This window comes from Bradyrhizobium sp. AZCC 1693, from assembly GCF_036924745.1.
Taxonomy (GTDB): domain Bacteria; phylum Pseudomonadota; class Alphaproteobacteria; order Rhizobiales; family Xanthobacteraceae; genus Bradyrhizobium.
This window is the reverse complement of record NZ_JAZHSD010000001.1, coordinates 7,371,702-7,387,721: the sequence shown is the minus strand read 5'-3', so window position 1 is coordinate 7,387,721 and position 16,020 is coordinate 7,371,702. Positions and strand designations below refer to the sequence as shown.

The following is a 16,020-nucleotide window of genomic DNA, read 5'->3' as shown; positions in this document are numbered from 1 at the left end:
GGAGTCGGTTTGCGGCGAGTGTGTTTAGCTACAAAACTTTGTGACAAATCACCGACGCGCCGACGATGCATCGACAAAGCTCGGCGAATTAGAAACCAATTTGACCGAGCGCTCTCACCGTTTGACGAGCGCGATCAGCGATGCCGTGATCCGTTCGCCCGCAGGTTGTGATACCGTAATCTGGAGCCGCGCGACACGATGGCGATGATGAAAACGGCCGCGGCAAGCGGCGTGAATACCCTGCTCGCCTGCGCCAGCGCCGCGATGACCAGCACCGCCGCGATGATTCCTGTCGTGACCTTTAGCCCGAAGCTCACCCCATTTGGGTCCCTTCGATCTTCCAGCAACCGGAGATTGTCAGTTGCGCCGAACGGCGGCAAGAGCGATGGGGCCTCCCGCAACAACGTGATCGGAGTCACGTACAATGACCCCCGCGTGAACATAGCGTGCTTCCCAATCTCCAGGGAGAAGGAGCACCGCCATGTCCCGTTTCAAGTCGCTACTGCTATCTGCCAGCCTGCTGGCAGGCCTGTTGGGCTTCGCCGGCGCTGCCTTTGCCGAAGCCCCCAATGCCGACATCCGCAACGGCATGCAGACGCCGCCGCCGACGGACCAGCGCATTGCGCTTGTCATCGGCAATTCGAATTACCAGATCGCGCCAAGGCTCGCCAATCCCGGCAACGACGCGCAATCGATGTCGCAGCTTCTGAACTCGGCCGGCTTCGAGGTCACCCAGGCGACCGACCTGACGCGCAGCGACATGGTCAGGGTCGTGCAGGACTTCTCCAACAGGGTAGCCGAGCGCGGACCCGGCACCGTCGCCATGATCTACTATGCCGGTCACGGCGTGCAGGTGGCGGGCGAGAACTATCTGCTGCCGGTCGATGCCAAGATCTCCACGCCGTCCGATCTCGACGGCAATTCGCTGCGGCTGGTCGACCTGATGGGTACGCTGGAATCGATCCAGAGCCGGATGCGCATCGTCGTGCTCGACGCCTGCCGCAACAATCCGTTCCCCGAGGTCAATGACACCGGGCGGGGCCTTGCCATCGTCGATGCGCCGAGAGGCTCGATCGTCGGTTACTCCACCGCGCCGGGCATGGAAGCGCAGGACGGCGACGGCAACCACAGCCCCTATACCTCGGCCTTCCTGAATGTCGCGCGCGAACCGAACCTGCCGATCGAGCAATTGTTCAAGCGCGTGCGGCTCCAGGTGAACAATGCGACCTCGGGCCGGCAGACGCCGTGGGAAAGCTCGTCGCTGACCTCCGACTTCTACTTCTTCGGCGATACCGCGGTCGCCGCAGGCCGTGCACCGGATCGCAGCCCGATCATGCAAACCGCGGCGAACCTGCCCTCGCGTTCGGTGCGCCAGGCCTACGACTACGTACTGTCCGAAGGCTCGCCCGAGTATTATGAGGAGTTCATCCGGCTCTACCCGCATGACCCGCTGTGCGACCACATCCGCCTGCTGCTCGGCAACCTGCAGGTGGCAAAGGCGTGGCACAAGGCGGTGCTTGCGAACTCGCCCTTCGCCTACAAGACGTTCCACGACAGTTTTTCCAACAGCCCTTATGCCAAGTCTGCGCTGAAGCTGCAGGGGACGCCGAAGGCCGTGCCGCTGATGCAGTTCACGCATCTGGCGAAGCAGTCGCCGTCGTTCAAGCCGGGGAACTTCGGCAACAACCCGACGCTGGGCATCTCCAAGGGTAACCTTGGCGCTCAGGCCCATATGCCCTCGCCGTCCAAGATCGTTACGCTGCCCGCCAAGGGTGGGATCAACCCGACCAACCTCGGCAAGAACAACGGCAACACAGGCAAGGTCACGACCCTGCCCGGCAAGACCAACGCCAATCCCGTCAACACCGGCAAGGTCGCGAGATTGCCCGGCAGGTTCAACAACAATCCGGCACGGCTCACCAACAGACACATGGTCAACATCGCGCCGCGTCGTTTCAACAGTGGCATGGGCGGCGGAGGCTTCAGCCACCGCTTCGCCGCAGGCCCGTCCCGCAGTTCATTCGCCCGCAGTTCGTTCGGCGGCCGTTCGTTCGGAGGCGGCGGCGGCTTCAGGCGGCGCTGATCAGAGAGCTTGATACGATGCGAATCCGGGCAGAGCACACGCTCTGCCCGCTTCCGTTTAACACGCTACTTCATGGCGACCAGCCCGACCTGGTTCGTCAGGCTGTCGGCGATGACCGGATTGCCGTCGGGCGCGACATCCATGTTGCGCACGATATCGCCACCGCCGGGAATCGCCCAGCTCTGGAATTTTTCAGTTACCGGATCGAACCGCACGATCGTGTTCGGCTTGGCGGCGGACTCGCTGTACCACACCGCCTTGTGCGTGAAGACGATGCCATAAGGTTCCGACCTCGCGCCGCTCGGCGACGGCCACTCCCTCACATCGCCCGTCGCCAGATCAAGCCGCCCGAGATAGCCGCGCGAAAAATCGGCATACCAGACCATGCCGTCGGAATCGATCGCAAGCCGCCGCGGTCGGGCGGCCGGGTTCGGCAGCGCATATTCCTTGATCGCCATTGTCTGGGGGTCGACGGTTGCAATCTTGTTGGTACCGAATTCGACGACAACAGGCACGGCCTGGGCGTTGATCTTGAGACCATAGGGCCGCGACTTCGGCGTCGGAGAGGTCACGAGCTTGACCGCGCCGGTTGCGGGATCGAGTCGTCCGATCATGTTCGCCTGCTGGACGGTGAACCACAGCATTCCGCTCTGGTCGAAATTGAGCGTGTGAGGATCCTTTGCGCTCGCGTCCGGCAGCGGGTATTCGGTGACGAGGCCGGTGGACGGATCGAGCTTGCCGATCAGCGCGGCGCTGTTGCCGGTGAACCAGATATTGCCAGTCTTGTCCTCGGCCAGCCCATGCGGTCCTGTCAATGCCGACTTGAGCGTGTATTCCCGGATAGCGCCGGTCTTCGGGTCGAGCCGGCCGAGCTTGTTGGCGAGCTGTCCGGTCCACCAGATTGAACCGTCGCGCGCGGCAAGCGGGTCGTGCGGGCGCGAGCCCAGCGTTGGAACATCCCACATCCTGATGTCGGCCTTCACCGGGCCATCGATGATCGCCGCCGGCGGCCGCGACCGTTCCGGAAAATTCTTGATGAGATAGTCGGTCATGGCGCCCCACTCTTCAGCGGGCACGGGCGCGTTGACGTTCTGCATCATGCGCACGACCGAGAGCCAGCCCTCTGCCGTATAGCCGACACGGATGCGGTTGATGTCGTGGCAGCCATCGCAGGTCGCAGCGAACCTTGCCTTGCTCGGCCCTTCCGGCCATTCCTTCGCAGTGTACTGGGCGTGAGCAGCGGGCGCACCGAACACGATCGTGAGAGACAAAACAGTCAGCGCGGCCCGCATTGCCATCCTCCCGGGAGACCTGGTTCGATCCAGATCTTTTCAAGAAACTTCGTTGCGCTCAGCCTCGCTATCGTTGTCGCATCCGTCAAGGTTGTCCCGTTCAATCGTTATTGAACGGGACGCGCGGGGGAGGCCGCTCGCGGCGATGCTTAAAATTGTGTGGACGCCTGCGCCCTGGTCAGGCGACCAGCTTGGCGAACAGGTCCGCGTCGACATTGCCGCCGGAGAGCACGATGACGACGTTCTTGCCCCTGACGTCGATGCGGCCGGCCAACAGTGCGGCGAGACCGACGGCGCCGCCCGGCTCGACCACCAGCTTCAATTCCCGATAGGCATAGGCGACCGCGGCGCCGACTTCCTCGTCGGAGGCGGTCACGCCATTGGCGAGCAGCTTGCTGTTGATCGAGAAGGTGAGTTCGCCCGGCATCGCCGCCATCAGCGCATCGCAGATGGTGCGGCCGGCGGCGTGATGGGCCTCGCGGTGGCCGGCGCGCAGCGACAGGCCGTGATCGTCATAGTCCTTGGGCTCGGCGACGATCACCTGCGCTTGCGGAAATTTTGCCTTCACGGCCGTCGCAACGCCGGCGATCAGCCCGCCGCCCGACGCCGGCGCTACCACGATGTCGGGCGCTAATCCCAGCGCCGCCATGTCCTCGGCGATCTCGCGGCCCGCGGTGCCCTGTCCGGCGATCACAAAGGGATCGTCATAGGGGCGCACCAGCGTCGCGCCGCGCTTCGCCGCGATGCCGTTGGCGATGGCTTCGCGGTCTTCCTTGTCGCGGTCGTAGAGCACCACCTCGGCGCCGTAGCCCTTGGTGCGCTCGCGCTTGGTAACGGGCGAATCCGCAGGCATCACGATGGTGGCCTGCATGCTGAGGATCTGCGCCGCCGCCGCCACGCCCTGGGCGTGGTTGCCGGAAGAGAACGCGACCACCCCGCCGCCGCGTCTGGCCTGCGGGATCGAGGCCAGCTTGTTGAAGGCGCCGCGGAACTTGAACGATCCGGTCCGCTGCAGCATTTCCGGCTTCAGAAAGACCTTGGTCCCGACGCGTTCATTGAGAACGGGGAACGACAACAGCGGGGTCCGCACCGCAAAGGGCGCAACCACCTTGGCGGCGGCCTCGATATCGGCCGCGCCAATGGGTGGATTTTGGATAGATTCTGACATCCGCAATTTGTATCGCGGTCGCAGACGGGCCGGCAAGACGATTTAGCGTGAATTCACGCGTTACGTGAACTCAGGCGGCGAAATGCGGGGTCTTTCGCGCCAAATTCGGCCAGTTCGCCTTCCGCCGGCTCAGAGCGGACATTCAGGGCATGTTCGACAAAGACCGCCTCTGCCATCATGGTTAGCGTCCGAACCACCCCGTTGACCCTGGGGATGCCACGCATCGGTCGCGACCAGGATATGCGTCATGCGGCGCGCGCCGCGACGCGGGGAACGGGCGCTGCCCTTCGCTGCGGATCGGTCCAGGTGATGATCTCAAACCGGCCGTCCTCGTGCTCGGCAAGCGCGGTGCAGCTTTCGACCCAGTCGCCGCAATTCATGTAGCGGATGCCGTGCTCGTCGCGGATGGTGGCGTAGTGGATGTGGCCGCAGATGACGCCGTCGGCGCCGTGCCGCCGCGCTTCGCCGGCCAGGGTCTTTTCGAACGCGCCGATATAGTTCACGGCGTTCTTGACCTTCAGCTTCGCCCATTGCGACAGCGACCAATAAGGCACGCCGAACATGCGCCGGAAGAAATTGACGAGGCGATTCATCTGAATGGCGAAGTCATAGGCCTTGTCGCCGAGATGGGCGAGCCAGCGTGCGTTCTGCACCACGAGATCGAAGATGTCGCCGTGGATGACGAGGTAGCGCTTGCCGTCGGCGCCCTCGTGGATGGTGTTTTCAACCACATCGATACCGCCGAAATGCGTGCCGTAATAACTGCGCAGGAATTCGTCGTGATTGCCCGGCACGTAGATGACCTTGGCGCCCTTGCGCGCCTTGCGCAGCATCTTCTGCACGAAGTCGTTGTGCGATTGCGGCCAGTACCAGTTCGACCTCAGCGCCCAGCCGTCGACGATATCGCCGACGAGATAGATGGTGTCGGCGTCGTGGCTCTTGAGGAAGTCCAGCAATCGATCGGCTTGCGAGCCGCGGGCTCCGAGATGGACGTCGGAGATAAACAAGGTACGAAAGCGCCGTTCCGGGCTCTCTTCACTCAAGGAGTCACTGCCCATACCTGCTCACCTGACAGATTTTTGTGACAGGGCGATGACTGTTCACGCCGCGATAACCCCACGGGAATCAATGCCGCGCCCCACAACTTGCGGATAGCAGCGCGATGCGACAGGCAGGCGACATTGGAAGAAAAAGCATCTCGCTGTCGTCCCTGCCCATAGCCGCGGCTCATCAATTGGGCAATCTGGTCGACACCTCGCGCAACAACCAACGCAGGTGGTTATGGGTCCCTGCGTTCGCAGGGATGACGAAGATAGGTCAATAAAACTTCTGAAAATGATGGATCGGGCCGTGGCCATGCCCGACGCTGAAGCGGTCTGCGGCGGCAATCGCGGCGCTGACCCAGGCCTTGGCGTTGCGTACGGCCGCCTCCATGCCATCGCCCTTCGCCAGTCCCGCGGCAATCGCCGAGGAGAGCGAGCAGCCGGTGCCATGGGTATTTTTAGTGGCGATGCGCGGCGCGGCGAGTGCGGTGACGTCAGAGGAATCGATCAGATAGTCGATACTCTCGGCGCCCTCCCCGTGGCCGCCCTTGATCAGCACCGCCTTGCAACCCAGGGCCAGCAATCGCCTGCCTTGTTTCTCGACGGCGGCTTCGTCGGCCGCCACGCCTTCGTCGAGCAAGGCTGCGGCTTCCGGCAGATTGGGCGTGATCACCGACGCCAACGGGATGAGCTTGGTCCGCAGCGCGTCGACGGCTTCGGTTGCGAGCAGACGATCGCCGGAGGTTGCGACCATGACCGGATCGAGCACGACGTGTTTCGGCGACCAGCGATTGAGCCCAGCGACGATGGCATCGATGACCGGCGGATGCGCCACCATGCCGATCTTGACCGCACCGACGTCGAGATCGGCAAACACCGCATCGATCTGCGCGGTCACGAACTCCGCCGGCACCTGATGGATGCCGCTGACGCCTGTGGTGTTCTGCGCGGTCAGCGCGGTGATTACGGAAGCGCCGTAGACGCCGAGCGCGGCGAACGTCTTCAGGTCGGCCTGGATGCCGGCACCGCCAGAGGAATCGGAGCCGGCGATGGTGAGCGCGATCGGCGTCGTCATCAGAAGTCTCGTCAAAATGCGGGCTTCAGGGCCATGTCTTGTCCTAAGTGTCTTGTCCTAAGTGGCTTGTCCTAGCGCGCCCCGCCATTGGCGGCAAGCTGGCTTGCCATTGTCAGCGCTTTTTGGCCTATTGGGGCCAACATTTTTGGAGACGACAGCGATGGTTCCCTTCTTCGTCCAGTTCAAATGCAAGCTCGGCCAGTCCTACGCCGTCGCCAATGCGCTCGCGGAGGCCGAGATCGCCTCGGAGATCTATTCGACCGCCGGCGATTACGATCTGCTGGTCAAATTCTACGTCGATAACGACACCGACATCGGCCATTTCGTCAACGAGAAGGTGCAGGTGATTCCGGGCATCCAGGACACCCACACCATCATCACCTTCAAGGCGTTCGGCACGGGCTAGCAGCGGCGGCCCGCCTGCCCGCCGTCGACTTCGCCCGGCGCGCGGCCACGCCCGCGGGCCTCTGGGAGTGCCCGTCCTGTCCGATACATCAGTTACTTTTGGCCGGTTGAAGGCCTTCATTGAGCAAGCGCTCACCGCGGTGGGCTTGCCGGACGCCGACGCCGCAACGGTCGCGGCCCTGATGGCGGCGGCCGACCTGCAGGGGTCGGACGGGCACGGCGTCAGCCGGTTGCCGCAATATGTCAAGCGGATCAGGGCCGGCGGCTTCAACGTCCGGCCCAACATCCATGTCGTGCACGAGCACGCCGGCACCGCCGTCCTGAACGGCGACAACGGCATGGGCCACCTCGTCATGAAACGCGCGGCCGGGATGGCGATCGAAAAGGCGCGCAGCACCGGAATAGGCTGGGTCAACTCGCAGTTCAGCAACCATGCCGGCCCCGCCTCGCTCTACGCCACGATGCCGCTGGCCCACGACATGATCGGGCTCTACTTCGCGGTCGGCAACGCCAATCACCTTCCACCCTGGGGCGGCCTCGACATGCTGCTGTCGACCAATCCGATCGCGGCGGCGATTCCGGCCGGCGACGAAAACCCGATCGTGCTCGACATGGCGACGACGGTCGCAGCTTACGGGAAAGTGAAGACCAAGGCGCTGCGCGGCGAGACCATGCCGGAGGGCTGGATGATCGACCGCGAAGGCAAGCCGCTGACCGACCCGAAACGCGCCGACGAAGGCATGCTGCTACCGCTCGGCGGCATGGAGGCCGGTTACAAGGGCTACGGCCTTGCGATGATCATCGGCCTCCTTGCAGGCACGCTCGGCGGCGCCGCGATGGGCCGCGACGTGATCGACTTCAATCACGACGACGACAGCGTCACCAACACCGGACAGGCGATCGCCGCGATCAACATCGCAGCCTTCGGCGACATTGCCATCTTCAAGCGAAGCGTCGATGCGCTGGTGCGCGACTTCCGCAACAGCCGGCGCATCCCCGGCGTGGATCGCATCTGGGTGCCCGGCGAACGCAGCCATGAAACGCGCCTCAAGCGGACCAGCCTTGGCATTCCCGTAGCGCCCGCGCTGCTGCGCGGGCTGGACCAGGTCGCCGACGATCTGGGAATACCGAGACTCGTCAATTAGAGCGCGGACTCGTCAGCGCGCAGCCAAATTCGGATGGAAGCGAGTTTGACGAACGCCAGATAGTTGGCGGCGAGTTTAGCGGCGCCCCGCCGCGAAAGGCGGGTTTCAGAACATGGGCGGCAGCACGACCTTAACCCCTATGGTCTTCGCCGGATGGATGCTCGGGATGGCCAATGGCCCCATGCGGGCAACCACCTCGTTCGGCACCCCGTAGACGTAGACCCGTATCACGTGGTCGATCTTGTTGAGACCGCAGGCCTCGCGCTGCACGACGAAGAGCCAGAGCGCGTATCCCGCCTGTTCGACGAGACCATCGCGGATTCTTCGATCGGAATTGGTCGTCCGTGGGCATGCGGCTAGTGCCGTCAGCGCGGCCTCAAGCCGCCGTCCAAGCCGCCCGAGCGCCGACGCCCTCTCCTCGGCGATCTCGTATTGGAGAGTTGCGTATCCAGAATAAAGTAAATTCCACGCCATATTGGGCGCGCTCCGAAACGTGGCCTGCCAACAATCTTATTGTTCGGCAGGAGGCCATTCAAGATAAAGCGCCGCGTATTTGCTGATTCCGGCGTGTCGCGATGTTCGGGTCAGAACACGTCGATCGTGGGAAAACGAGGCTCCCCGGTGATGCAGTCCCAAAGGTAAATGGCAAGGCCGACGTCGCCGGTCCAAAGCGAATACCGTCCGCGGCCAACGGCTATCTGAGAGCCGCGATACTGGACGATGGCCGTCATGGCGAATTGGCGCGCGCGGTCGAGCCAAACCGGATCGTTCGTGCGACGGTAGAGTTTTAGGAATGCGTAGCCATTCCCGCCCGTGCCGTGGCAAAGATTCGAGCCCTTGGTAAGCGGTCCGGCGGCCCAGCTGAAGCGACCGGCATCCACAAGAAGTGCGTCAAATTCAGGGGTAGCGAAGGGCGCGTCCGCAAATGTCGTCACCATGCCGGGCGCACCGTGACAGTGCTGACACATCTTTGGCGGCGTCTCGCGCTTGCTTCTCGCGCCCCACGTGGTCCCAACTTCTGACCGCCACGCATTCGCTGCAAGCGTCTTCGGTACAAACTCAGCCACCTGCGCTTGCTGCGTCGGCGTCAACCAATCCCACCCGCGCAACAACGGAATGACATTGCCGGCGAAACCGTGGACGGGCCCGAGCCAACGGTCGCGTTCGCCGTAGAGATCCTGTGTCCATAGTGGACCTTGCGGCGTGTCCTCCAGCTCGGCCAGCAGCCGGGCCGCCTGCATTTCGAACAGGATGCGCCACCGCGTTTCCTGGGTCATTTCGGCCATGTGGATGGCGGCGAGCATGGACCCGGGCATGCCCCACATCAGCTCCCGGATCGGCAGATCATTATTTGCTTCTGCGCGGCCGTGCACCAGATCAGCGAGGCTCGATGTGGGCTCAAGGCGCATGGCGAGAAGCGCCGCACCCATGTCGCCACGGAGCAGCGAGCCATGTTTCTCGTAATCGGTCGGGAAGCTGATTTCGAAGTCGGCGATCGTCCGCTCCATAAGCTTAGGCATCGCCGGGCGAAAGTCTTCGGCGACGCGGGTCGCACCGACGCGATGTAGATAATCCAGCGCCCAAATGACACCAGCCGCGCCCTTGTAGAAACTGGGGTCGCCGTCTTCCTCCCTCTCGCCACTCGGATGACCCGGCCATAACCTGTCGGGATCGAAATGGGTGATTGCATCGGTCGCAATTTCTTCGATCACCGCGCGGACAGCCAATTCATCCCAGGCGTCCTGTGCAAGCGCGCGATGACGACCGAGGACAATCATGCCTGAGGGCCTCCTGAGCGCGATCCATCTTGTTCTCCAGACGAGGGAAGCAAGGATCGCACGATCAAATGCAACGTATCCAAAGGCGCTGCGCGCGACAACCAACGGCACCATTCGGCATCGGCAGGAATTGGCACATGACCCGTGCCGGCCTGTTGCGGGCTGTCAACGAGGTTGGCCGGTTCGATATCGGCGGGAGCGTCATCACCGTCTGATCGAAAATGCAAGATGCGCCCCCAGGTCTTCCTCACCGTCATTCGGAAGGACGGCGCCTCCAAGGCTGTCGACCGGCTGTGACGGGGGCTGGCGGCCGCCGCGTCCGCTTGCTGCCGCCAGTCAAAGCGCCTTACGGCCGGTATGCGTTAACCATCCCTTAGGATTTGCATGCTTTTGCCATAAGAGCATCATTCTACCGCCTTGATATTTTTGATTACCTAAGGCGTCGTCAATCGGAGGGCTCCGCGGCGGGGGACGTTCCGAGGGGGAAATAGTCGCGGGTACCACCATGGGGACGTTATACGATTTGCTCGGAGCGCTTCCGAGTGATGACGCCGAGGGGCTGCGGACGGCGTTCCGCAAGGCCGCGAAGGCTACCCATCCCGATATCAATCCCGAGAACCCCGATGCTGCGCTGCGGTTCAGGGAGCTGGTGCGCGCCTATGACATCCTGACCGATGCCGAGCAGCGCGAGACCTACGATCAACTGCTCGCCATTGCGCTCCAGCCGCCGGCCACGAAGGCCGTGCGTACCTACGAAACCGTGCGCAAGGTCGCTTCCAACACGATGGCGGCAACGGTCATTTCGGCGGTGCTGGTCGGCGGCTACGTCCTGTTCGGCGTGTTTTCAAAACCACCTGGCGCAGCGGAAATGACGACCGACAGGATCGTCGGCGAAGCGCAAGTCGTCGCAGCGCTGCATCCTGACGTCGCCGCTTCGGATGAACCGCGCATCCAGCGCGAGGAGGACGTATCGACCGTCGGCGCCATCGTGACATCGGCGGTTGCACCCGCGGCGAAGGAGGCAAACGCCACGGCCATCGGCCGTTTCGAACCAGTCCCAGGGTTCGTCTCATACAATCTGGCGATTCAATATTATCCGCGCTTCGCAACCGCCAATTTCGACCGAGGCATCGTTCTGTATCGCGTCGGCGATTTCGACCCGTTCGCCGCTCTCGCTACACCCAAACCGACTACAGACTCGAGGCGGACAAAGATCGCCACGCCTGCGATCGCCAGGCCTGCGACGCGCAAGCCACTGGCGATCCTGCCTCCAGCGCCCCCTGCGCCGCCAGAGAGGCGAATACCGATCACCGCAGCCTTGACGCCCTGAGCGCAGGCACAACGTGCCGGTCATGACTTCTCGGCGTCCTTGGACTTCTTGGGCCGCGGCGGCCCCTCGACCGGCGGCAGCGACTTCAGATATTCCGCTATGGCGGCGCGATCCTCCGGCGCCAATTGCGACGTGTTCCTGACGACACGCGCCATCGATCCGCCGGCGGTGTCACCGTCAGGTGTTTGCCCGGTTTCGAGGAAGTAGGCGATGTCCTTTGCGCTCCACTCGTCCAATCGCTTCTGGGTGATGTTGGGCACCCAGCCCTCGCCTTCGGGATTGGGTCCGCCGGCGAAGCGTTGCGCCTCGACGATACCGCCGAGGAAGTTGCGCGGGCTGTGGCACTCGGCGCAATGGCCGAGGCCGTTGACGAGGTAGGCGCCGCGATTCCGTGACGCCGAATGCGAGGCGTCCGCCGTGTAAGGCTTGCCGTCCATGAACAGCCATTTCCAGACGCCGACATTGCGGCGGATATTGAATGGAAATGGCACGTCGTGGTCGCGCGGCTTGCCGGCAACCGGCGCAAGCGTCTTCAGGTAGGCAAAGAGGTCGCGGACGTCGTCGACCGTCGCATGCTGGTAGGACGCATATGGAAAGGCCGGAAAATAATGCGCGCCATCCGGCGACGTCCCCTTGAGCACCGCCGTCACAAAATCCGCTTCGCTCCACCGGCCGATGCCGTAAGTAGGATCGGACGAGATGTTGGGAACGTAAAACGTCCCGAACGGCGACGGCATTGCAAGCCCGCCGCCGAGCTTCAGCCGATCGGGCTGGTTGGGAACGGCATGGCAGGAGGAACAGCCGCCGGCATTGAACGTTGTGAGGCCATTGGCGAGGTTCGGCGTGCGGGGAGCAAGCGAGGCCGGGGCAACGACCGCCGGGACCGTCAGCCACCAGAAGATGCCGGCGCCGGCGGCGCCAGCCAAGATCAAGCCAGGGAGAATTCGTCGAAGCATTCACCGATCCGTCATCAAGCTTCGCACTTCAACAATCAGTATGAACGCACTTTGCGCCATACGCTTCCACGAAATTTTCGGACGTTGTCGGCGTTTCGGGAATAAATTCGTGAAGTCGTTGTTTTGAGGCTGACACGGCCGTTTGATGTCAACAGGGAGAAACACCATGTCGAACAAGACCATGCTAGTCACGTTTGCGCTGGGGGCAGCGATTGCTTTTGCCGGACCCGCTCTTGCCGACAAGATGAAGGCGACGCTCGACGGCAAGGCCCAGGTGCCGCCCAACACCAGCGCGGCCAAGGGGACCGCCGACCTTGATTACGATCCCGCCAGCAAGAAGCTGAGCTGGAAGCTGAACTATTCCGGCCTGTCCGGCCCTGCCACCGCCGCGCACTTCCATGGTCCTGCCGAAGCTGGCAAGAATGCCGGCGTCGCGGTCGCGATCCCTAATGCGACGTCGAGCCCGGTCGAGGGCAGCGCGACGTTGACCGATGCGCAGGCCGCGGACCTTGTGGCCGGCAAGTACTACATCAACATTCACACCGCAGCCAATCCGGGCGGCGAAATCCGCGGCCAGGTAACCAAATAAATCAAGTCACCAAGTAAATTTGGTGACGAAGTAGGTAAGTTCGAACACGAGTAAGCAAAAACAAGAAAAGGCTAACACAAAAGGGCGGACGCTTCGCGGCGTCCGCCCTTTTTTGAGGCCAGAGCATGATCCGGAAAAATGTGTAGCGGTTTTCCCTCGCGACAAACGCGGAACGCGTTTGCGCGGAGATCATGCTCAAAGTTAGAATGCGATCAGCCCTTCTTGATCCGGAATGTCTCGTGGCAGCCACCGCACTGCTTGCCGATGACAGGCAGTTCCGCCTTTAGCGTGTCGAGATTCTTGACCTTGCCTTTGGCATCGGCGACGACCTTGCCGAAGCTCTTAATTTGGGACTCGAAGCCGGCCTTGTCTTCCCAGATTTTCGGCGAGGGATCGTAATCACCCTCCAGCTTAAGACCTTTCATGCTCTCGGGGAACAGCGTCGGAAGGTTCTTGGCGGTGTCTTCGAACTGGGCCAGCGCGGCATTGACAGTCGACTGGTCGTAGGGCTTGTCGCCCTTGACCATCGCCGACAACGCGCCGGCGTTCTTGCCATTGTCCTTCATCATGGCCTGGGTCCGCTTGACCTGATCCTGCTGTGCAACGACCGCACCGGCACTGAATGCAAGCACAGCTGCGACGACGACGATCCGCTTCATTGGCTAAATCCCCCTTCAATTCGGGTTTGTACCGGCCCCAAAGGTGGTGCGGACCGGCTGTTTGTAAACACCGCATGCAGCGCATCATTCCGCATGCGACAAAATATCAGAGATTATGCAGCTTCTGTGCCTCGCGGATCGCGATCCAGACCCGTTCGGCCGTGGCCGGCATGTCGATGTGATCGATCTTGTACTCGCGCCACAACCCCTCGATGATCGCATTGACCACCGCGGGACAGGAGCCGATCGCGCCCGCCTCGCCCGCGCCCTTGACGCCGAGCGGATTGGTCGTGCACGGCACGTTGTGGGTTTCGAAATGGAATGCCGGGCCGTCGGACGCGCGCGGCACCGCATAATCCATGAAAGTGCCGGTGACGAGCTGGCCGTCGGTTGCGCTGTAGACCGCCTGCTCCATCAAGGCCTGGCCGATCCCCTGCATCGCCCCGCCATGCACTTGGCCAGCGAGCAGCAGCGGATTGAGCGTCACGCCGAAATCGTCGACGATGACATAATTGACGATTTTGATGATGCCGGTGGCCGGATCGATCTCGACTTCGGCGAGATGCGTGCCGTTCGGATAGGTGCCGTCGGCCTGCGCGAAGGTCGCACTCGCATTCAGTTTCGAGGGATCGACGCCCGGGCGTTTTGCCAGGTCAGCAAAGCTGATCGAGCGGTCGGTGCCGGCGATGCGCACGACGCCATTGCTGATCTCGAGGTCGCCGGCGCTGGTCTCCAGCGCTTCGGCCGCGATCTCCTTCAGCTTGCCGCCGAGATCACGCGTCGCGCGCTCGACGCTGACGCCGCCGGTCGGGATCGAAGACGAGCCGCCGGTGCCGAGACCGGTGGCGATCTTGTCAGTGTCGCCCTGCAGGACATGGACGCGCTCCGGCGGCACCCCGAACTGCTCGGCGACGATCTGTGCATAAGCGGTCTGGTGACCCTGCCCGCTCGACTGCGTGCCGATCAGGATGTTGATGTCGCCATTGGGATCGAGCGCGACATTGGCGGTCTCCTCGCCCATGGTGCCGCAGACCTCGACATAGCAGGCCATGCCGATGCCGCGCACCAGGCCAGCCTTCTTCGCTACCTTGGCGCGCTTGGGAAACTCTTTCCAGTTGGCGACTTCCATTGCGCGCTTCATATGCGCGGTAAAGTCGCCGGAATCGTAGACCTTTCCGGTCGCGGTCTTGTAGGGCATCGCCTTTGGCGGAATGAAGTTCTTGCGCCGGATCGCATCCGGCGTCATGCCGAGCTTACGTGCCGCCGCATCGACCAGCCGTTCGACCACATACGCCGCCTCAGGCCGCCCGGCGCCGCGATAGGCATCGACCGGCACGGTATTGGTGAACACGGTGCGGACGCGGCAATGGAAGGCCTGGATGTCGTAGAGCCCGGGCAGCATGCCGGCGCCGCCGTGCGGAATGTATGGCCCGAAGGTCGAGAGATAGGCGCCCATGTCGCCCATCAGGTCGACGTCCATGCCCAAGAACTTGCCGTCCTCGGCGAGTGCCATCTTCGCGGTCGTGACGTTGTCGCGGCCCTGCGCGTCGCCGATGAAGTGATCGGAGCGGTCGGCGGTCCATTTGACGGTCTTGCGCAGCTTTTTGGCGGCAACTGAAATCAGGGCGTATTCGCGGTACGGGAACAGTTTTGTGCCGAAGCCGCCGCCAACGTCGGGGCAGATCACCCGCATCTTCTCCATCGGCATCTTCAGCACCATGCCGCACAGGATTTCGCGCAGGCGATGGCTGCCCTGGCTGCCGATGGTCAGCGTCAGGTGATCCCGCTTGGCGTCGTATTCGGCAACCGCTGCGCGCGTTTCCATGAAGTTGGTGATGACGCGCGGGTTGACGATCGTTACTTCGGCGACCGCGTACGCTTTCGCAAAGGCGGCCTCAGCCGCCTTCTTGTCGCCGACCGGCACGTCGAACAGCACGTTGCCGGGCTTGTCTGGCCAGACCTGCGGCGCGCCCTGCTTGACGGCGTTGACGACGCCGACCACCGAAGGCAGCGGCGTCCATTTGACGTCGATCGCCTCGATCGCGTCGCGGGCCTGGTCGATGGTATCGGCGACTACGAAGGCCACGGCGTCGCCGACATGGCGCACTTCGTCCTTGGCGAGGATCGGGTATGGCGGGCCTGTGAACGGATCGGTTTCCAGGTTGAACAGGCACGGCAGATCGCCGAGATCGCCGACCTCGGCCGCGGTCAGAATCAACGACACGCCCGGCATCCCGCGGGCCTTGGTGACGTTGAGGGTGAATTTCGCGTGCGCATGCGGCGAGCGCAGCATCAGCGCGTGCAACGCAGGCTGTGGCGAATGGTCGTCGGTATAGCGGCCCTTGCCGCGAATCAGCGCGTCGTCTTCCTTGCGAAGAACGCTTTGACCGACGCCAAATTTGATGGGAGCTGCCATCGTATCTCCAATTGTCCTGGAGCACGATGACGCCTCTTCGAACCGTCATCCGCCCCATCTTTTTGTTTGAGCATGGCCCTT

General features: G+C 62.9%; 16 protein-coding genes. 5 read left to right on the top strand and 11 right to left on the bottom strand.

Annotated elements, in window-relative coordinates; all coding sequences use genetic code 11:
* Positions 1 to 134: 134 nt before the first annotated feature.
* Positions 135 to 380: a hypothetical protein gene (locus V1293_RS34995; protein ID WP_334516246.1), complete on the bottom strand. Its 246-nt coding sequence runs from the start codon at positions 378 to 380 to the stop codon at positions 135 to 137.
* A gap of 101 nt (positions 381 to 481) precedes the next feature.
* On the opposite strand from V1293_RS34995, the gene V1293_RS34990 reads away from it, so the two are divergent.
* The gene (locus V1293_RS34990; RefSeq protein ID WP_334516244.1) at positions 482 to 2,083 is read left to right on the top strand and encodes a caspase family protein; all 1,602 of its coding nucleotides are present in this window, start codon (positions 482 to 484) and stop codon (positions 2,081 to 2,083) included.
* A gap of 65 nt (positions 2,084 to 2,148) precedes the next feature.
* On the opposite strand, the gene V1293_RS34985 is transcribed toward V1293_RS34990, so the two are convergent.
* The 5 genes from V1293_RS34985 to thiD form a co-directional block, all read right to left on the bottom strand.
* A complete protein-coding gene (locus V1293_RS34985; protein WP_334516242.1) occupies positions 2,149 to 3,375 on the bottom strand; it encodes a Vgb family protein in 1,227 nt (408 codons plus the stop codon).
* A gap of 178 nt (positions 3,376 to 3,553) precedes the next feature.
* Positions 3,554 to 4,543, bottom strand: a complete 990-nt coding sequence (locus V1293_RS34980; RefSeq protein WP_334516240.1) for a threonine ammonia-lyase — start codon at positions 4,541 to 4,543, stop codon at positions 3,554 to 3,556.
* Between the two features lie 53 nt (positions 4,544 to 4,596).
* Positions 4,597 to 4,722 (bottom strand): hypothetical protein, encoded by a 126-nt coding sequence (locus V1293_RS34975; protein ID WP_334516239.1) that lies wholly within the window; start codon positions 4,720 to 4,722, stop codon positions 4,597 to 4,599.
* Between the two features lie 66 nt (positions 4,723 to 4,788).
* Entirely contained in the window at positions 4,789 to 5,601 is an 813-nt protein-coding gene (locus V1293_RS34970) for a UDP-2,3-diacylglucosamine diphosphatase (RefSeq protein ID WP_334516237.1), read from the bottom strand.
* A 259-nt stretch (positions 5,602 to 5,860) separates the two neighbouring features.
* On the bottom strand, positions 5,861 to 6,661 hold the full coding sequence (gene thiD / locus V1293_RS34965) for a bifunctional hydroxymethylpyrimidine kinase/phosphomethylpyrimidine kinase (protein ID WP_334516235.1): 801 nt from the start codon (positions 6,659 to 6,661) through the stop codon (positions 5,861 to 5,863).
* 160 nt (positions 6,662 to 6,821) lie between these two features.
* Between thiD and V1293_RS34960 the strand changes: the two genes are divergently transcribed.
* Together V1293_RS34960 and V1293_RS34955 are read left to right on the top strand one after the other, a co-directional pair.
* Entirely contained in the window at positions 6,822 to 7,067 is a 246-nt protein-coding gene (locus tag V1293_RS34960) for an Lrp/AsnC ligand binding domain-containing protein (RefSeq protein WP_029583462.1), read from the top strand.
* A gap of 67 nt (positions 7,068 to 7,134) precedes the next feature.
* Positions 7,135 to 8,211, top strand: a complete 1,077-nt coding sequence (locus tag V1293_RS34955; protein ID WP_334516233.1) for an Ldh family oxidoreductase — start codon at positions 7,135 to 7,137, stop codon at positions 8,209 to 8,211.
* A 105-nt stretch (positions 8,212 to 8,316) separates the two neighbouring features.
* Here V1293_RS34955 and V1293_RS34950 read toward each other — a convergent pair whose 3' ends face one another.
* Both V1293_RS34950 and V1293_RS34945 read right to left on the bottom strand, forming a co-directional pair.
* Positions 8,317 to 8,685, bottom strand: a complete 369-nt coding sequence (locus tag V1293_RS34950; protein WP_334516231.1) for a DUF6665 family protein — start codon at positions 8,683 to 8,685, stop codon at positions 8,317 to 8,319.
* A 110-nt stretch (positions 8,686 to 8,795) separates the two neighbouring features.
* Positions 8,796 to 9,989: a lanthionine synthetase C family protein gene (locus V1293_RS34945; RefSeq protein WP_334516229.1), complete on the bottom strand. Its 1,194-nt coding sequence runs from the start codon at positions 9,987 to 9,989 to the stop codon at positions 8,796 to 8,798.
* Between the two features lie 505 nt (positions 9,990 to 10,494).
* Between V1293_RS34945 and V1293_RS34940 the strand changes: the two genes are divergently transcribed.
* On the top strand, positions 10,495 to 11,319 hold the full coding sequence (locus V1293_RS34940) for a J domain-containing protein (RefSeq protein ID WP_334516228.1): 825 nt from the start codon (positions 10,495 to 10,497) through the stop codon (positions 11,317 to 11,319).
* A gap of 20 nt (positions 11,320 to 11,339) precedes the next feature.
* Here V1293_RS34940 and V1293_RS34935 read toward each other — a convergent pair whose 3' ends face one another.
* Positions 11,340 to 12,275 (bottom strand): c-type cytochrome, encoded by a 936-nt coding sequence (locus tag V1293_RS34935; protein ID WP_334516226.1) that lies wholly within the window; start codon positions 12,273 to 12,275, stop codon positions 11,340 to 11,342.
* Between the two features lie 166 nt (positions 12,276 to 12,441).
* Between V1293_RS34935 and V1293_RS34930 the strand changes: the two genes are divergently transcribed.
* Positions 12,442 to 12,864 (top strand): CHRD domain-containing protein, encoded by a 423-nt coding sequence (locus tag V1293_RS34930; protein ID WP_334516224.1) that lies wholly within the window; start codon positions 12,442 to 12,444, stop codon positions 12,862 to 12,864.
* Positions 12,865 to 13,076: 212 nt separating this feature from the next.
* On the opposite strand, the gene V1293_RS34925 is transcribed toward V1293_RS34930, so the two are convergent.
* Positions 13,077 to 13,523 carry a c-type cytochrome gene (locus V1293_RS34925; protein WP_334516222.1) on the bottom strand — a complete coding sequence of 149 codons (447 nt, stop codon included), beginning with the start codon at positions 13,521 to 13,523 and terminating at the stop codon, positions 13,077 to 13,079.
* A gap of 106 nt (positions 13,524 to 13,629) precedes the next feature.
* Entirely contained in the window at positions 13,630 to 15,939 is a 2,310-nt protein-coding gene (locus tag V1293_RS34920) for a xanthine dehydrogenase family protein molybdopterin-binding subunit (RefSeq protein ID WP_334516220.1), read from the bottom strand.
* Between the last annotated feature and the right edge of the window lie 81 nt (positions 15,940 to 16,020).